The organism is Achromobacter animicus, assembly GCF_902859585.1.
Lineage (GTDB): Bacteria > Pseudomonadota > Gammaproteobacteria > Burkholderiales > Burkholderiaceae_B > Achromobacter > Achromobacter animicus.
This window is the reverse complement of record NZ_CADIJM010000003.1, coordinates 394,782-411,125: the sequence shown is the minus strand read 5'-3', so window position 1 is coordinate 411,125 and position 16,344 is coordinate 394,782. Positions and strand designations below refer to the sequence as shown.

The 16,344-nt window shown below is 63.4% G+C and carries 13 protein-coding genes; 11 read left to right on the top strand and 2 right to left on the bottom strand.

Features of this window, described 5'->3' with window-relative positions:
* Positions 1 to 189: 189 nt before the first annotated feature.
* From HV681_RS10995 to yaaA, 3 genes are all read left to right on the top strand, one after another.
* The gene (locus tag HV681_RS10995) at positions 190 to 1,425 is read left to right on the top strand and encodes a cation:proton antiporter domain-containing protein (protein WP_175123114.1); all 1,236 of its coding nucleotides are present in this window, start codon (positions 190 to 192) and stop codon (positions 1,423 to 1,425) included.
* A gap of 99 nt (positions 1,426 to 1,524) precedes the next feature.
* Complete coding sequence (locus tag HV681_RS10990) at positions 1,525 to 2,307, top strand: 3-hydroxybutyrate dehydrogenase (RefSeq protein WP_175123113.1); 783 nt, start codon at positions 1,525 to 1,527, stop codon at positions 2,305 to 2,307.
* A gap of 15 nt (positions 2,308 to 2,322) precedes the next feature.
* Positions 2,323 to 3,096: a peroxide stress protein YaaA gene (gene yaaA, locus HV681_RS10985; protein ID WP_175123112.1), complete on the top strand. Its 774-nt coding sequence runs from the start codon at positions 2,323 to 2,325 to the stop codon at positions 3,094 to 3,096.
* Positions 3,097 to 3,221: 125 nt separating this feature from the next.
* On the opposite strand, the gene HV681_RS10980 is transcribed toward yaaA, so the two are convergent.
* A complete protein-coding gene (locus HV681_RS10980) occupies positions 3,222 to 5,447 on the bottom strand; it encodes an FUSC family protein (RefSeq protein ID WP_175123111.1) in 2,226 nt (741 codons plus the stop codon).
* 417 nt (positions 5,448 to 5,864) lie between these two features.
* Here HV681_RS10980 and HV681_RS10975 point away from each other — a divergent pair, with 417 nt between their 5' ends.
* From HV681_RS10975 to pssA, 4 genes are all read left to right on the top strand, one after another.
* Positions 5,865 to 7,634, top strand: coding sequence for an acetolactate synthase 3 catalytic subunit (locus tag HV681_RS10975; RefSeq protein WP_279971975.1), 1,770 nt, complete (start codon positions 5,865 to 5,867; stop codon positions 7,632 to 7,634).
* Between the two features lie 12 nt (positions 7,635 to 7,646).
* Positions 7,647 to 8,138 carry an acetolactate synthase small subunit gene (gene ilvN / locus HV681_RS10970; RefSeq protein WP_006223608.1) on the top strand — a complete coding sequence of 164 codons (492 nt, stop codon included), beginning with the start codon at positions 7,647 to 7,649 and terminating at the stop codon, positions 8,136 to 8,138.
* Between the two features lie 73 nt (positions 8,139 to 8,211).
* A complete protein-coding gene (ilvC, locus tag HV681_RS10965) occupies positions 8,212 to 9,228 on the top strand; it encodes a ketol-acid reductoisomerase (RefSeq protein ID WP_056568560.1) in 1,017 nt (338 codons plus the stop codon).
* A 208-nt stretch (positions 9,229 to 9,436) separates the two neighbouring features.
* Entirely contained in the window at positions 9,437 to 10,210 is a 774-nt protein-coding gene (gene pssA / locus HV681_RS10960) for a CDP-diacylglycerol--serine O-phosphatidyltransferase (RefSeq protein ID WP_105237630.1), read from the top strand.
* A 67-nt stretch (positions 10,211 to 10,277) separates the two neighbouring features.
* On the opposite strand, the gene HV681_RS10955 is transcribed toward pssA, so the two are convergent.
* Complete coding sequence (locus HV681_RS10955) at positions 10,278 to 10,796, bottom strand: hypothetical protein (RefSeq protein WP_175123109.1); 519 nt, start codon at positions 10,794 to 10,796, stop codon at positions 10,278 to 10,280.
* A 314-nt stretch (positions 10,797 to 11,110) separates the two neighbouring features.
* Between HV681_RS10955 and rpsO the strand changes: the two genes are divergently transcribed.
* The 4 genes from rpsO (at position 11,111) to HV681_RS10935 (ending at position 15,788) form a co-directional block, all read left to right on the top strand.
* Entirely contained in the window at positions 11,111 to 11,380 is a 270-nt protein-coding gene (gene rpsO / locus HV681_RS10950; RefSeq protein WP_006223612.1) for a 30S ribosomal protein S15, read from the top strand.
* A gap of 90 nt (positions 11,381 to 11,470) precedes the next feature.
* The gene (pnp, locus tag HV681_RS10945) at positions 11,471 to 13,633 is read left to right on the top strand and encodes a polyribonucleotide nucleotidyltransferase (protein WP_175123108.1); all 2,163 of its coding nucleotides are present in this window, start codon (positions 11,471 to 11,473) and stop codon (positions 13,631 to 13,633) included.
* A 198-nt stretch (positions 13,634 to 13,831) separates the two neighbouring features.
* Positions 13,832 to 14,557, top strand: a complete 726-nt coding sequence (locus tag HV681_RS10940; protein WP_175123107.1) for a hypothetical protein — start codon at positions 13,832 to 13,834, stop codon at positions 14,555 to 14,557.
* Positions 14,558 to 14,570: 13 nt separating this feature from the next.
* Positions 14,571 to 15,788, top strand: a complete 1,218-nt coding sequence (locus HV681_RS10935) for a threonine ammonia-lyase (protein WP_175123106.1) — start codon at positions 14,571 to 14,573, stop codon at positions 15,786 to 15,788.
* Positions 15,789 to 16,344: the final 556 nt, after the last annotated feature.

Genomic DNA, 16,344 nt, shown 5'->3' with positions numbered 1-16,344 from the left:
CTAAAAGATCCCTGGTCGGAAGGATCTTCGTTGTCGGAGCAGCGAAGCCCGCAATTCTACAGGATTTTTTTCTTTTGTGTAAAGGGGTGGAAAAAAGAACGGGTAAAAGGACCACAGCGGGTTTCATCCGGCTTTCAGCCGGCGCAATCTTTGGCCAGAATTCACCCCATTCCGCCCTCTGCGCATTCCATGGACCTCATCCTCATCCTTCTGCTCGCGGCCGTGCTTTGCGTGCCCATCACGCAAAGACTGGGGCTGGGCGCCATTCCGGGCTACCTGATCGCGGGCGTCCTGGTCGGTCCATCGTGCTTCAAGCTGGTCACGAACGTGGACACGATGATCGGCGTGTCGCAGTGGGGCGTCGTGATGATGCTGTTCATCATCGGGCTGGAACTGTCGCCCAAGCGCCTGTGGGCGATGCGCAACGAAGTCTTCATCCTGGGCACCCTGCAGATGCTGGTCTGCGGCCTGCTGCTGGGGGTGGTGTTCGGCGCGGCGCTGCGGCATCTGGCGGGCATGGAGTGGCAGGCGGCGGTGTTGTGCGGTCTGTCGCTGGCGCTGTCGTCCACGGCGGTGGCGCTGCGGTTGCTGGACGAGCGTCAGTTGACGCGCACGCCGCTGGGGCGCTCGGCGCTGGGCGTGCTGCTGTTCCAGGACATGGCGGCGATTCCGATGCTGGTCGCGGCCGGCCTGCTGGGCTCGGACGGGACCTCCGCACCGTCCTTCAAAGAAGCGCTGGTGGCCGTGGCGGTCGTGGCGCTGGCCTACCGGCTGCGTCTGCTGGGCTGGGCGGCGAAGGCGGAATTGAACGAACTCTTTACCGCCGCGGCGCTGCTGATGGTGGTGGGCGCAGCTCAATTGTTCGACTACGCGGGCCTGTCGGCGGGCCTGGGCGGATTCCTGGTGGGCGTGTTGATGGCCGAGTCGCGCTACCGGCATGAACTGGAAAAAGCGATCGACCCGTTCAAGGGTTTGCTGCTGGGCCTGTTCTTCGTGGCCATCGGCATGTCCATCAACCTCAAGGTCGTGGCCCATCACTGGATGTTCATCTGCGCGGGCGTCGCGGCGTTGCTGGCGGTGAAGGCCGTCATCCTTTATGGATTCGCGCGCTTTCTGGGGCTGCCGCGCTATCACCGGCTGCTGTTTGCGCTGGTGCTGGCCCAGGGCGGCGAGTTCAGCTTCGCCATCTTCAACGAAGCCTGGGACAACCATCTGGTGAACCTGGAGCAGCGCGACGTGCTGTCGGTGATCGTCGCGGTGTCGATGGGCGTGGTGCCGGTGCTGATCAAGGTGCTAGAGCGCGTGCCGGAGAAATACGGCGGCATGGCGGGCCTGCCTGTGACGGACGCGGTGCCGGTCACGGACACTGCGCCGTCTGCCGACGCCGCGCCGTCATCCTCCTCGGACAAGCCGCCCACCGCTTGACCCCGCAGCGGGTAAGGGCATGGCATGATTGGCGGCTTGCCGGGCAGCTACACTTGAAGCCCGTTTCGTTTCCCCACGCCAGCTCACAGGAGAAAGCTCATGCTCAAAGGAAAAGTAGCGCTTGTCACCGGTTCCACCAGCGGCATCGGCCTGGGTATCGCCACGGCCTTCGCCGAGCAGGGCGCCGATATCGTCCTGAACGGTTTTGGCGACGCGGCCGAAATCGAGAAGCTGCGCGCGGAGCTTGCCGCCAAGCATGGCGTGAAGGTCATCTACGACGGCGCGGATCTCTCCAAGGGCGCCGCTGTGCGCGAGCTGGTCGAAAACACCGTCCGCCAGCTTGGCCGCATCGACATCCTGGTCAACAACGCGGGTATCCAGCACACCGCGTTGATCGAAGACTTTCCGGCCGAAAAGTGGGATGCCATCCTGGCGCTGAATCTGTCCGCCGTGTTCCACGGCACCGCCGCCGCCTTGCCGCACATGAAGAAGCAGGGTTCGGGCCGAATCATCAACATCGCGTCCGCGCACGGCCTGGTGGCATCGGCCAGCAAGTCGGCCTACGTGGCCGCCAAGCATGGCGTCGTGGGATTCACCAAGGTCACGGCGCTGGAAACGGCCGGGCAGGGCATCACCGCCAACGCCATCTGCCCGGGCTGGGTGCGCACCCCGCTCGTCGAAAAGCAGATCACCGCGCTGGCTGAAACGAACGGCGTGGACCAGGAAACCGCTGCCCGCGACCTGCTCAGCGAAAAGCAGCCGTCGCTGCAATTCGTGACGCCGGAACAACTGGGCGGCACCGCCGTGTTCCTGGCCTCGGACGCCGCCGCGCAAATCACCGGCACGACCGTCTCCGTCGATGGCGGCTGGACGGCGCGCTAAACAAGGAATTTCTGAATGCTGTTGTTGCTTTCCCCCGCCAAGAAGCTGGACTACGACTCGCCGCTGCACGTCGAGACGCATACCCAGCCGATGTTCGTGGATCAGGCCGCCGGCCTGATCAAGGTCCTGAAGACCAAGACCGCCGAGGACATCTCGGACCTGATGAGCCTGAGCCCGGCCCTGTCCGAGCTGAACGTCCAGCGCTACGCGCACTGGAAGCGCAGCTTCACGCAGGCCAACTCGCGCCAGGCCGTGCTGGCCTTCAATGGCGACGTCTACGAAGGCCTGGACGCCGCCACCCTGTCGGCCAAGCAGCTCGACTGGGCGCAGGAGCACGTCGCCATCCTGAGCGGCCTGTACGGCGTGCTTCGCCCGTTAGACCTGATGCAGCCGTACCGCCTGGAAATGGGCACGCGGCTGGAGAACCCCAAGGGCAAGAACCTGTACGAGTACTGGGGCAGCACCATCGCGGACTACCTGAACGAGCGCCAGGCCAGCCAGAAGTCGCCGGTCGTCATCAACCTGGCCTCCGAGGAATACTTCAAGTCCGTCGATCAGAAGGTCCTGAAGGCGCGGGTGGTGCAATGCGTGTTCCAGGACTGGAAGAACGGCGCCTGGAAGATCATCAGTTTTCACGCCAAGCGCGCGCGCGGCCTGATGGCGCGTTACGCCATCCAGCACAAGGTTGCCAAGCCGGAAGGGCTGCAGGGGTTTGATCTGGAAGGCTACGCGTACGACGCGTCGGCGTCGTCGGCGGACAAGCTGGTGTTTCGCCGCAAGCTAGATTGACGAAGTCGGCGGCGGGGGAAGGTGTCAGACACCTGGTTGGGACCTCGCCCTTTCACAAAAAATGCCGGCCTGGCATCTCCGCCAGGCTGGCATTTTTTTTGCCCGTCGAATCGACGGACGGCGGCTTACGACGCCGCGGCCGCCACCGGCGGCGCATGCAGCGGATCGGCCAGCGCCTGCAGTTCCTGGCGGATCATGTGCGTGGCCTTGAGCATCTGCTTCACGGGATAGACCAGCGCAGCCTGATCGCCCGCAGTGTCGAATTGCGTGGGCAGGTCCAGCGGCACGCGCGGGCTGTTTTCATCCAGCAGCACGGTCATGCCGTCCAGCGCCTGCCGGACCGGCTCGGGCGTGGCGGGCAGCGCCGCCAGAATCGGAATTGCCGCGGTAATTTGCGAGGCCAGCACGTGGTTCTGGATCAACAGATTGTTCAGCTCCGGCACGTCCACTTGATGCGACTTGGGCTCGCTCATCATGCGGTAGAACGCCTCGGCGAAATTGCTGAAGGCGATGTGCACGTTCTTGCGCGCCAGGCGCCAGGCCAGGTCGGCGTCGGTGACGGCGGGCGTGTCGGTGGCTGCCGCACCCACGGGCGCGCCGTGCGCCTGCATGGCTTCGACGTAGCGCAGGCCGGCCAGCAGATACTCGCGGTTGGCGCGGGTCGCGGCCGAAGCCAGCGGCTTCAGGTAACGCGCCTCCCACCACGGCAGGATGTAGCTGCAGACCAGCGCCAGCGCGCAGCCCAGCAGCGTGTCGATGGCGCGTTCGCCGATCACCGACATGGACACCGTGCCCGGCGACACGAAATGGAACACCAGCACCACGAATAGCGTATTGAAAATAGCGCTGGCCATGTAGTTGAGCTGCACCATACTGTTGCCCATGATGCAGGCGCCCAGCAGGACGGCGAACAGGACGCTGGGCTCGTCGGTCACGTTGAACAGCAGCAGCGCGGCGATGCAGCCGATCAGGGTGCCCATCAGCCGCCAGCCATTGCGCTGGCGCGTCAGCGCAAAGCCAGGCTTCATGATGATGACGATGGTCAGCATGATCCAGTAGTTGTGCGCCGAGAACTCGGGCGATAGCCAGCGGCTGGCCAGCGTCATGGCGATCGCGGCAGCGGCCGTCACGCGCAGCGCATAGCGGAAGTGCGGGGAATCCAGCCGCAGGTTGCTGGTCAAGAGGCCAAAGCGGAATTCCTGGCGCGAAATGAACCGCGTCAGCGACTTGTTGATGCGCAGCACGTCGGTGGGCTTGGCGTCGGGCGAGGCCGCCGTGTGATCGGCCAGCCGGTCCACGATGCGCGCCGAATTGCGCAGGCGCCGCAGCACCTGCACTATCAGCGCCAGCATCTCCGGGTCGCGTTCGCCCAGGCCTTGCTGCTTGAGTTGCTCGATCTCGTACTCGATGGCGCGTAGCTCCGCCTTGGCGCTGCTTCGGTATTGCACCTTGCGACCGCGCGACACGTCCAGCGCGATGCGGTTCAGTTCCAGCGACATCTTCACCAGCGCGTCGCGCATGAACATCAGGCAGTCGTTGCCGGCCAGCGTGCGGCGCAGCGCGGCGTAGTCGGTATGCGTGGCAACCAGCGTGTCCAGCAACTGCAGCATGTCCACGAACATGTTCCAGATCATCACGCGCTGGCGGTCGCCCAGGCCTTTGCCGCGGGGCAGGGCGCGCAGCACCATATCGCGGGCCGCCTGGTGCTTTTCGGTCATGACGGACTGGCGTTGGATCAGGTTTCGGTAGGCCTCGTCCAGATCGGCGGTTTCGTCGTAGAAGTTTGCGCGCGCGGCCACGTAGTCGGCGGTGGCAAACAGCGCGACGGACATGGCCTGTTGCTCTTCACGCAGCCAGAACAGGCGCGAAAACCCCAGGCTGAACGCCACATAGAACAGCGCGCCGCCCAGCGTGGCGGCGGCATGGGCCAGCACTTCTTGCGGCGCCAGCGGCGAGTGCATGGTCAGCGTCATCAGCAGAAGGCCCGCAAAGCCGATCAGGCCGCCGCGCTTGCCGAACACGGTGAACATCGAATAGACGAAGCATTGCGCAATGACGGCCAGCCAGATCAGCACCGGATGCGAGGACGCCAGCCCCGTGATGATGACGGTGATCGTGCCCAGCGCCGCGCCGCCCAGCATTTCGTTGGTGCGGTGCCGCTGCGGACCGCCCGGCTGGTCGATGATGGCCAGGCATTGCGCGCCGAAGGTCGCCACCAGCCCGGTCGTGTAATTGCCGAATAGGCCGCCCAGCACCAGCACGGGCAACAGCATGCCGACCCCCTGGCGCACCCCTCCGAAGAAGTAGTGGCTATAGAGAAAGCGGCGAATGCTGGCAATGCGTAAATCCATGGGCGGCGGCTCGGTTCTGGACGACGCAACAAGTATAGAGAGGGCATCGCGCGTTTTGGGGCCGGATAGTGACCGAACCTTCCACGCAACGGTCGGCAAAAGCCGATTTGCCACCTTTGACGCAACGCGGTAAATTGCTCCACTTGCTTCGGTCTGCCTATCCGATACCGGAGCGTTGATGCGAACGGCCAGGGTCACATCCCAGCCGTTGTGCAGCAAGTCTCACCTGCCGTTGGCCGCGCCACAAGCGTGTGTTGCCAAGGCTTCCATTTCGACCTCCAGCGTCCCCCAGGGGCGTTTGCACTGCGTTCTGTCGAGCGTGTGCCGGGTCGGCAAGGTGTCCGGGTGGCGTGGCTCCGTGAGCCGCTAAGCGCCGGATCATGTTGTCGTAACCGGTATGGGTTCAGTTGCCGCCGTATCCGGGCGCGCAGCAGTCAGGGTTGCAGGGCCGGTTTTGAAAGGAACTACAACATGGAAATGAATGGCGCCGATATCGTCGTGCGCTGCCTGGCCGATGAAGGCGTGGAACACGTTTTCGGCTACCCTGGCGGCGCGGTGCTCTACATCTACGACGCAATCTTCAAGCAAGACAAATTCCAGCATATCCTGGTTCGTCACGAGCAAGCTGCCGTGCACGCGGCCGATGCCTACTCGCGCTCGTCGCAAAAGGTCGGCGTCTGCATCGTGACCAGCGGTCCGGGCGTGACCAATGCCGTCACCGGCATTGCCACCGCCTACATGGACTCCATCCCGATGGTCATCATCAGCGGGCAGGTGCCCACTGCAGCCATTGGCGAAGACGCTTTCCAGGAATGCGACACCGTCGGCATCACGCGTCCCTGCGTCAAGCACAACTTCCTTGTGCGCGACGTGAAGGACCTGGCCGAAACCATGCGCCGCGCGTTCTATATTGCGCGCACGGGCCGTCCCGGTCCGGTGCTGGTGGATATCCCCAAGGACATCACCGTCGCGCAGTGCAAGTACGTGCCGCCCAAGGGCGAGATCTCGATGCGTTCCTACGCGCCCGTCAACAAGGGCCACCAGGGACAAATCAAGAAGGCCGTGCAGATGCTGCTGGCCGCCGAGCGCCCTATGATCTACACGGGCGGCGGCGTCATCCTGTCGAACGCCGCGCCCGAGCTCAACAAGCTCGTGACGCAACTGGGCGCGCCTTGCACCAGCACCCTGATGGGTCTGGGCGGCTTCCCGGCCAGCAGCGGCCAGTTCGTGGGCATGCCCGGCATGCACGGCACGTACGAGGCCAACATGGCCATGCAGCACTGCGACGTGCTGCTTGCCATCGGCGCCCGCTTCGATGACCGCGTGATCGGTAATCCCAAGCACTTTGCGCAGAACGCCCGCAAGATCATCCATATCGACATCGATCCCTCGTCGATCTCCAAGCGCGTGCGCGTGGATGTCCCGATCGTGGGCAACGTCAAGGACGTTCTGGCCGATCTCAGCGCGCAGTTCGAGATCGCCGCCGCCGAGCACAAGCCGGCCTCGCTCGCCAAATGGTGGGACCAGGTCGAGACGTGGCGCGGCAAGGAATGCCTGAAGTTCGCCAACTCGGACGAGGTCATCAAGCCGCAGTACGTGGTGGAAAAGCTCTGGGAAGTGACCGGCGGCGACGCCTTCGTCACCTCGGACGTCGGTCAGCACCAGATGTGGGCCGCCCAGTACTACAAGTTCGACAAGCCGCGCCGCTGGATCAACTCCGGCGGCCTGGGCACCATGGGTGTGGGCCTGCCGTACGCCATGGGCGTGCAGATGGCCAATCCGGGCAAGGACATCGCCGTGATCACCGGCGAGGCCTCGATCCAGATGAACATCCAGGAACTGTCGACCTGCCACCAGTACCGCCTGACGCCCAAGATCGTCTGCCTGAACAACCGGTTCCTGGGCATGGTGCGCCAGTGGCAGCAGATCGACTACGGCTCGCGCTATTCCGAGTCGTACATGGATTCGCTGCCCGATTTCGTCAAGGTCGCCGAAGCCTATGGCCACGTGGGCCTGCGCATCGAGCGTCCCGCCGACGTCGAACCGGCGCTGCGCGAAGCGTTCGGCAAGCACAAGGAGCGCCTGGTCTTCCTGGACTTCATCACCGACCGCACCGAAAACGTGTGGCCGATGGTCAAGGCCGGCCGCGGGCTGACTGAAATGCTGCTCGGCTCTGAAGACCTGTAAGGAGGCCCCGCAATGAAGCACGTGATTTCCGTCCTCCTCGAAAACGAACCCGGCGCGCTGTCGCGCGTGGTGGGCCTGTTTTCGGCGCGGGGCTACAACATCGAAACCCTGACCGTGGCGCCCACCGAGGATTCCACGCTGTCGCGCATGACCATCGTCACGACCGGTTCGGACGAGGTCATCGAACAGATCACCAAGCATTTGAACCGCCTGGTCGATGTCGTGAAGGTGGTGGACCTGACCGAAGGCGCCCACATCGAGCGCGAGCTGATGCTCGTGAAGGTGCGCGCCGTCGGCAAGGAACGCGAGGAAATGAAGCGCATGGCGGACATCTTCCGCGGCCGCATCATCGACGTCACCGACAAGTCCTACACCATCGAATTGACCGGGGTGCAGGAAAAAGTACAGGCCTTCCTCGAGGCCCTGGACCGCAGTGCCATCCTTGAAACCGTGCGCACCGGCGTGTCCGGCATCGGACGCGGTGAACGGATTTTGAAGATTTGACCGGCCTTCCAGGCCTGCCTCACCCTACATCTGAATCAAACGAATATCCAAATACTGGAATCTGGAGCACAACATGAAAGTTTTCTACGACAAAGACTGCGATCTGTCCCTCATCAAAGGCAAGACCGTTGCCATCATCGGCTACGGTTCGCAAGGTCACGCGCACGCGCTGAACCTGCATGAGTCGGGCGTGAAGGTCATCGTCGGCCTGCGCAAGGGCGGCGCCTCGTGGAACAAGGCCGCCAACGCCGGCCTGGAAGTCAAGGAAGTCGCGGAAGCCGTCAAGTCGGCCGACATCGTCATGATGCTGCTGCCCGACGAGAACATCGCTTCGGTCTACAACAACGAAGTCCACGGCAACATCAAGGCGGGCGCCGCCCTGGCGTTTGCCCACGGTTTCAACGTGCACTACGGCCAGGTCGTGCCGCGCGAAGACATCGACGTCATCATGATCGCCCCGAAGGCCCCCGGCCACACGGTGCGCAACACGTACAAGCAGGGTGGCGGCGTGCCCCACCTGGTGGCCGTGTACCAGGACAAGTCGGGCGCCGCGCGTGACGTGGCCCTGTCGTACGCCAGCGCCAACGGCGGCGGCCGTGCCGGCATCATCGAAACCAACTTCCGCGAAGAAACCGAAACCGACCTGTTCGGCGAACAGGCCGTGCTGTGCGGCGGTACCGTCGAACTGATCAAGGCCGGTTTCGACACGCTGGTGGAAGCCGGCTACGCGCCCGAAATGGCTTACTTCGAGTGCCTGCACGAACTGAAGCTGATCGTCGACCTGATCTACGAAGGCGGCATCGCCAACATGAACTACTCGATTTCGAACAACGCCGAATTCGGCGAGTACGAAACGGGCCCGAAGATCGTCACGGACGAAACCCGCAAGGCCATGCGCCAGTGCCTGACGGACATCCAGACCGGCGAATACGCCAAGAAGTTCATCCTGGAAAACGCCGCCGGCGCCCCGACCCTGACCTCGCGCCGCCGCATCAACGCGGAATCGCAGATCGAGCAAGTGGGCGGCAAGCTGCGCGCCATGATGCCCTGGATCGCCGCCAACAAGCTGGTGGACAAGTCCAAGAACTGATCCCCACGGCAGGCGGGGCGCGGCCCCGCCCGTCAGGATCGAAGCGGCATGCCTTTCATGGGCATGCCGCTTTTTTCTTATTTTTTGGCCTTTTCGCAGCCATTTGGGCGCTTTGGCGCCAAATGGGGCCGGGCATGATCCTTGCTGTAGCCCGCAAGCAGGGCCAGATAGGTTAACCTTTCAAAGTCCGTCGTAAGTTATTGAGACCATGCCCAATTTTTCCATGCGCGATTCCGAGAACCGCCACCGGAGCATTTACCTGCTCCCCAACGCGTTCACCACCGCCGCTTTGTTTGCCGGGTTCTACGCCGTTGTGCAGGCCATGAACGACCGCTTCGAAGTCGCCGCCATCGCCATTTTTGTCGCCATGGTGCTGGACGGCATGGACGGCCGGGTGGCCCGTCTGACCAACACGCAGTCCGCATTTGGCGAGCAATACGACTCACTGTCCGACATGACGTCGTTCGGTGTGGCGCCGGCGCTGGTCATGTATGAATGGATCCTGAACGACCTGGGCCGCTGGGGCTGGCTGGCGGCCTTCGTCTACGTGTCCGGCGCGGCGTTGCGGCTGGCGCGTTTCAACACCAATATCGCCGTCGTGGACAAACGTTTCTTCCAGGGATTGCCCAGCCCGGCCGCAGCTGCGCTGGTGGCGGGTTTCGTCTGGCTGGCCGTGGACAACAAACTGCCCATCCATGACAGCCTGATGGCCTGGGTGGCGTTCACGCTGACCATGTACGCCGGCATCACCATGGTGTCGAACGCGCCGTTCTTCAGTGGCAAGAGCTTCGCCCTGGGCCGCAGCGTGCCGTTCTGGGGCATCCTGCTTGTCGTTGCGGTGTTCGTGTTCGTGTCCAGCGATCCTCCCGTTGTCCTGTTCGGCCTGTTCGTGCTGTACGGCCTGTCGGGCTGGGTCACCTGGCTGTGGCGCTGGAACAAGGTGCGCCGCCTGCAGCAGGAGCGCCGCGGTCATTCGTCCTGACGTCCAGACGCCGCCAACAAAAAACCCGCCATCGCAAAGATTGGCGGGTTTTTTGTTCCGGGTGGTGCTACCAGAAGTTGAACCGGTCGTCGTCGTACATGGGGTCCGGTCCGGGATGGAAGTGGGTGACCTTGCTGCCGTCGCGGCTCATGTACACGTACATCAGGGAATTCCAGACGCTGTTTTCCTTATAGCGATACGACCACACGACCTCGCGCTTTTCGCCCAGGCCAGCCTGTTCGATACGAGCTGGCGGGCCGAACTCGCAGCGCACCCGATCCGGCCCCCAATCTCCGGTCTCCAGCACTTTGAAGTGCGCGTCGGTCAGAAGCGGCATCACCCGGTCGACCCGGCCATCGGGGCCGACGTTCGCGCCCCAGGCGTACTGGCCCATGGGCTGCTGCGTCCAGATCACCCGGCGGCCGCCATTGGCCTGGGGACATTCGAAGTTGGGCGCGCCGAACTGCGCCTGAACTTGCGAAAGCGGGGTGCCGGGCGGCACCTCGGTCATGTTGGCGCAGGCGGCCAGTCCGGCCAGTGCGATCGAGGCCAGGGTCACGCGGGCCGTTCTGTATAAGCTGATCATGTCCATGCTCCTTCGGGTGCGCACTGCGGCTTGGCCGGCCCTCGCGGCGGGCCCGGTCTTCTTGCTGGGGTAATTCTAGCGAATCAGCTATAATCGCCGAGCTTTATCAAATGTATTGATTCTGCAAGATCCTTTGCGCCAGCCGCCGGCGGCTTGTCGCAGTACCCGCAACATGGCGCCAAGCCTCATGTGCCGGTCCTGCCCGATCCCGCCAATGGCAGCAGTGAGAAAGCGAATTCAAGCCTGGCTCGCGCAAAATTTTCCAAACCACGTCAGGGCGCCTCGGCCCTGTCGCATGTCCGAAGAGGTCATCAATGTCTGTAGCTGACATCAAGAAATCCGATATCGTTGCGCAATTCCAACGCGCTCAGGGCGATACCGGCTCCCCCGAAGTTCAGGTGGCTCTGCTCACCGCCCGTATCAACGAGCTGACCGGTCACTTCAAAGAACACATGAAGGATCATCACTCGCGCCGCGGTCTGCTGCGTATGGTCAGCCGTCGCCGCAAGCTGCTCGACTATCTCAAGGGCCGCAATCCCGATTCGTACCGCGCACTGATCGAAAAACTCGGTCTGCGCAAGTGATCGACGGGGCTGGCTCCCCATGACGCAACCGTGGTCGGTGCGACGCATGTCGCAGCGGCCACGGTTTTTCATTTGTAAGGAATAATCGTCATGTTCAACAAAGTGACTAAATCGTTCCAGTACGGCCAGCACACGGTCGTCCTGGAAACTGGCGAGATCGCTCGCCAGGCCTCCGGCGCCGTTGTGGTGTCGATCGAGGACACCGTCGTCCTGGCCACCGTCGTGGCTGCCAAGAAGGCCAAGCCGGGTCAGACGTTCTTCCCGCTGACCGTCGACTACATCGAAAAGACCTACGCCGCCGGCCGTATTCCGGGCGGGTTCTTCAAGCGCGAAGGCAAGCCCTCCGAAAAGGAAACGCTGACGTCGCGCCTGATCGACCGTCCGCTGCGTCCGCTGTTCCCCGAAGACTTCTACAACGAAGTCCAGGTGGTCCTGCACACGCTGTCGGTCAATCCTGAAATCGATCCCGACATCGCAGCCATGATCGGCGCCTCGGCCGCACTGGCCATCTCGGGCATCCCGTTCAATGGCCCGATCGGCGCCGCGCGCGTGGGTTACATTGATGGTCAATACACCATCAACCCGACCGCATCGGAACTGAAGTCCTCCAAGCTGAACCTGGTTGTCGCCGGTACGGAAAACGCCGTGCTCATGGTCGAATCGGAAGCTGACCAACTGTCCGAAGAAGTCATGTTGGGCGGCGTGGTCTATGGCCACCAGCAAATGCAGACCGTCATCAACGCCATTCACGACCTCGTGAAGGATGCTGGCAAGCCCGATTGGGATTGGCAGGCTCCCGCCAAGGATGAGGCCCTGATCGCCGCGGTCACCGCCGCCGCCCAGGAAGGCCTGAACGCCGCCTACCAGATCCGCGAAAAGCAGGCCCGCACCGCCAAGCTGCGTGAAGTGTCGGCCGAGGTGTCGGCCAAGCTGGCTGCCGCCGCTGCCGAAAAGGGCGAATCGGCTCCCGACGCCGTCACGGTCGACAACATCATGTTCTCGCTGGAATCGGCCATCGTCCGTGGCCAGATCCTGAACGGCGAACCGCGCATCGACGGCCGCGACACCCGCACCGTCCGTCCGATCAGCGTGCGTCTGGGCGTGCTGCCCCGCGCGCACGGCAGCGCCCTGTTCACCCGTGGTGAAACCCAGGCGCTGGTCGTGGCCACGCTGGGCACCAAGCAAGACGAACAGATCATCGACGCGCTCATGGGCGAGTACCGTGACCGCTTCATGATGCACTACAACATGCCTCCGTTCGCCACCGGCGAAACCGGCCGCATCGGTGTGCCGAAGCGCCGCGAAATCGGCCACGGCCGTCTGGCCAAGCGTTCGCTGGTGCCGCTGCTGCCGGCCCCCGAAGACTTCCAGTACACGATCCGCCTCGTGTCGGAAATCACCGAATCCAACGGCTCCTCGTCGATGGCCTCGGTCTGCGGCGGCTCGCTCGCCATGATGGACGCTGGCGTGCCCATCAAGGATCACGTGGCCGGCGTGGCCATGGGCCTGATCCTGGACGGCGGCAAGTTCGCCGTGCTGACGGACATCCTGGGCGACGAAGATCACCTGGGCGACATGGACTTCAAGGTTGCGGGCACCGAAAACGGCGTTACCGCACTGCAGATGGACATCAAGATCCAGGGCATCACCAAGGAAATCATGCAGGTTGCGCTGGACCAGGCCCGCGAAGGCCGTCTGCACATCCTCGGCAAGATGAAGGACGCCCTGGACGGTTCGCGCGGCGAGCTGTCGGCGTTCGCGCCGCGCATGCTGACCATCAAGATCAACCCCGAGAAGATCCGTGACGTGATCGGCAAGGGCGGCGCCACCATCCGCGCGCTGACCGAAGAAACCGGCACGCAGATCGACATCTCCGACGACGGCACGATCGTGATCGCCAGCGTCGACGAAGCGCAGGCCAAGGAAGCCCAGCGCCGCATCGTCGAGCTGACCGCCGACGTCGAAGTGGGCCAGATCTACGAAGGCTCGGTCCTGCGTCTGCTGGACTTCGGCGCCATCGTGCAAGTGCTGCCGGGCCGCGACGGTCTGCTGCACATCTCCGAAATCGCCAACTACCGCATCGCGAACATCAACGATGTGCTGAAGGTCGGCCAGCAAGTCCGCGTCAAGGTCATCGAGGCCGACGACAAGGGCCGTCTGCGCCTGTCCATCAAGGCAATCGGTGGCATCGAGCAGCAGCAAGCCGCTACCGCTCCCGAAGCTGCCCCCCAATCGGAACCGCAAGCTGAATAAGCCTGCAGCCTCCTGATTGAAAAGCGGCGCCTCATCCGAGGCGCCGTTTTTTTTGCCTGGCGCGGCTGAACGTGAGGGGGATGGGTCGCTGCTCCCCAGTTCGTCCGCCTTCCTGTAAAGTCTTGCGCGAGAGACGCGCCGCCGGGTGCAATGGCGCGCTTCACGCTTGATCGAAGGGGGCATACGGATGAACAAGGCATGACGGCGTGGCCGATAACCGCAGTCACCGCAGCGCTGTTGGCGGCGCTGTTGACCGGCTGCATGTCGCCCCCCGGGGCGGGCCAGCGTGGCCCCAAGGGCGAGGACATGACGGCGGACCAGTTCGCGCAGACGGACTTCAACCGGACGGTCACGCTCGAGGTACGCGACAACCTGACCAGCCTGTATTCGTTGCTGGACAAGCTGTACCGCCGCAATCCGCGGGAATGGCGCAAGACCGGTGCGCCGGATCTGGCCACGGCGGTGAACCGCGTCAAGCATTCCATCGAAGTCCGCGTGCCGCCGCGAGATCTGAGCGGGCTGCGCGACATCCAGATCCTGGCAGTCGCCCTGGATCCCAATTATCCGGGCGACCGGGTCGGCGCCTTCATCTACGGGCTTGCGGACACCATCATCGCCGCGCACAACGGCAAGACGCGCCTGTACGCGACAGACGCCCTGGACGGCCAGCGGGTCTACAATGCCGCACGGAACGTCGAGGCCGCGGCCTGGCTGCTGGCCACGCGCCGCAACAACCAGGGCGAATTGCTGTTGCTGGCCAACGAAATTTCCCCGACCGCCACGAATCTCAGCTTCGAGCGCGAGTTCGGCGCCATCATCGGCCGGCTGGACCTGATCGCCAACCTGCTCGGCGAGAACTCCCGGCGCATCGGCATCAACTACGCCCAGGGCCTTTTGCTGTTCAACTTCCTGCCTGTGCGTTAACCGGATTTCCATCGTGATCGATATCGCATCCATCCAGGCCGCCCGCGAAAAGCTGCGCGGCCAGGTCCTGAAGACCCCGTTCACCCTGTCCCGCACGCTGTCCGACATTTTCGGCGCCGAGATCTGGCTGAAATTCGAGAACCTGCAGTTCACCGCGTCCTTCAAGGAGCGCGGGGCGCTGAACCGCATGCTCACGCTGTCGGACCAGGAGCGCGCCAAGGGCGTGATCGCGGTGTCGGCGGGCAACCACGCGCAAGGCGTGGCCTACCATGCGCAGCGCATGGGCGTGCCGGCGGTGATCGTCATGCCGCGCTTCACGCCGACGGTGAAGGTCGCCAACACGCGGCGCTTCGGCGCTGAAGTCGTTCTGGCAGGCGACACCTTTGATGATGCCAAGGCGCGCGGCTACGAGCTGGCTCGCGAACGCGGCCTCATCATGATCCACCCCTACGACGACGAAGCCGTCATGGCGGGGCAGGGGACCGTCGCCCTGGAAATGCTGGAAGACCAGCCCAAGCTGGACACCCTGGTCATCGCCATCGGCGGCGGCGGGCTGATCTCGGGCATCTCCACCGCCGCCAAGGCCGTGAACCCCGACATCGAGATAGTGGGCGTGCAGACCGAGCGCTTTCCGGCCATGTACGCGGCCGTCAAGGGCGTCACCATGCCGCCGGGGCAGTACACCATCGCCGAGGGCATCGCCGTCAAATCGCCCGGCGATCTGACGCTGGCCGTCGTGCAACGACTGGTCGACCGCATCGAACTGGTCAGCGAAGCGGACATCGAGCACGCCATCGTCGTGCTGCTGGAAATTGAAAAGACCGTCGTGGAAGGCGCCGGCGCCGCGGGCTTGGCCGCCTTGCTGCGCGCGCAGGAAGAGGGCAGCGACCGCTACAAGGGCAAGCGCATCGGGCTGGTGCTGACGGGCGGCAACATCGACCCGCTGATGCTGGGCGAGCTGATCGAGCGCGGCATGGTGCGGGCCGGGCGGCTGGCGCGGATCCGCGTCGACCTGCGTGACCTGCCCGGGGCGCTGGCCCATGCCACCAAACTGATTGCCGACGCGCAGGCCAACATTACGGAAGTGCACCACCAACGCGCGTTCACATCGCTGCCCGTGCGCAATGTCGAGGTGGATTTCGTGTTGCAGACGCGCGGTCCCGAGCACATCCAGGAAGTGATCGACATCCTGAACGCGGCCGGGTTTGCGGCCAGCAATCACGATCATTGACCGCCCGGGCGGCATCGCGATGCGGCCCCATTCTTTCAATCTGCTGTCAGAAAACTGTCGCTCCGGCCGAACTTTCGGCCGGAGCGTTTTTGTATGGGCGGCGTGTTCGTGGACGCCGCGTTGCGAGCACAGATGCGAGTCCCGGCAGGGCCTCGCCGGTGACGGATTCCCCGCTCCAGATCCTGCAAAAAATGCATCTGAATATTTCTTCGCAGGCTTGCATCCATTCTGTATGGAACTTTTCCTCCAATGGCTAACTCACCTGAAAAATCGGCTATTAAAGCCAATTTCGCGGATTTGTGACCCTTTCCGCAGGTGCCGAGATGCCGAATTGCGTCCATTCCACGGTCTAGGGATATCCCCCACAAAGTCATGGTTGATACCCATAGGAGATGTGTCGTTTCACGATTTACCATCCCGCGTTCATGTCGTTGCCGCCCGTCAAAGCGGCTGCGTTGAAAGAGAAATGAGCGCGTCTGAAGTCAGGATTTCCGGGACGCGACGGATTAGGGAGAAAGCAAATTGATAAGAAACAGACAGGATTTCTGGTCTGGCG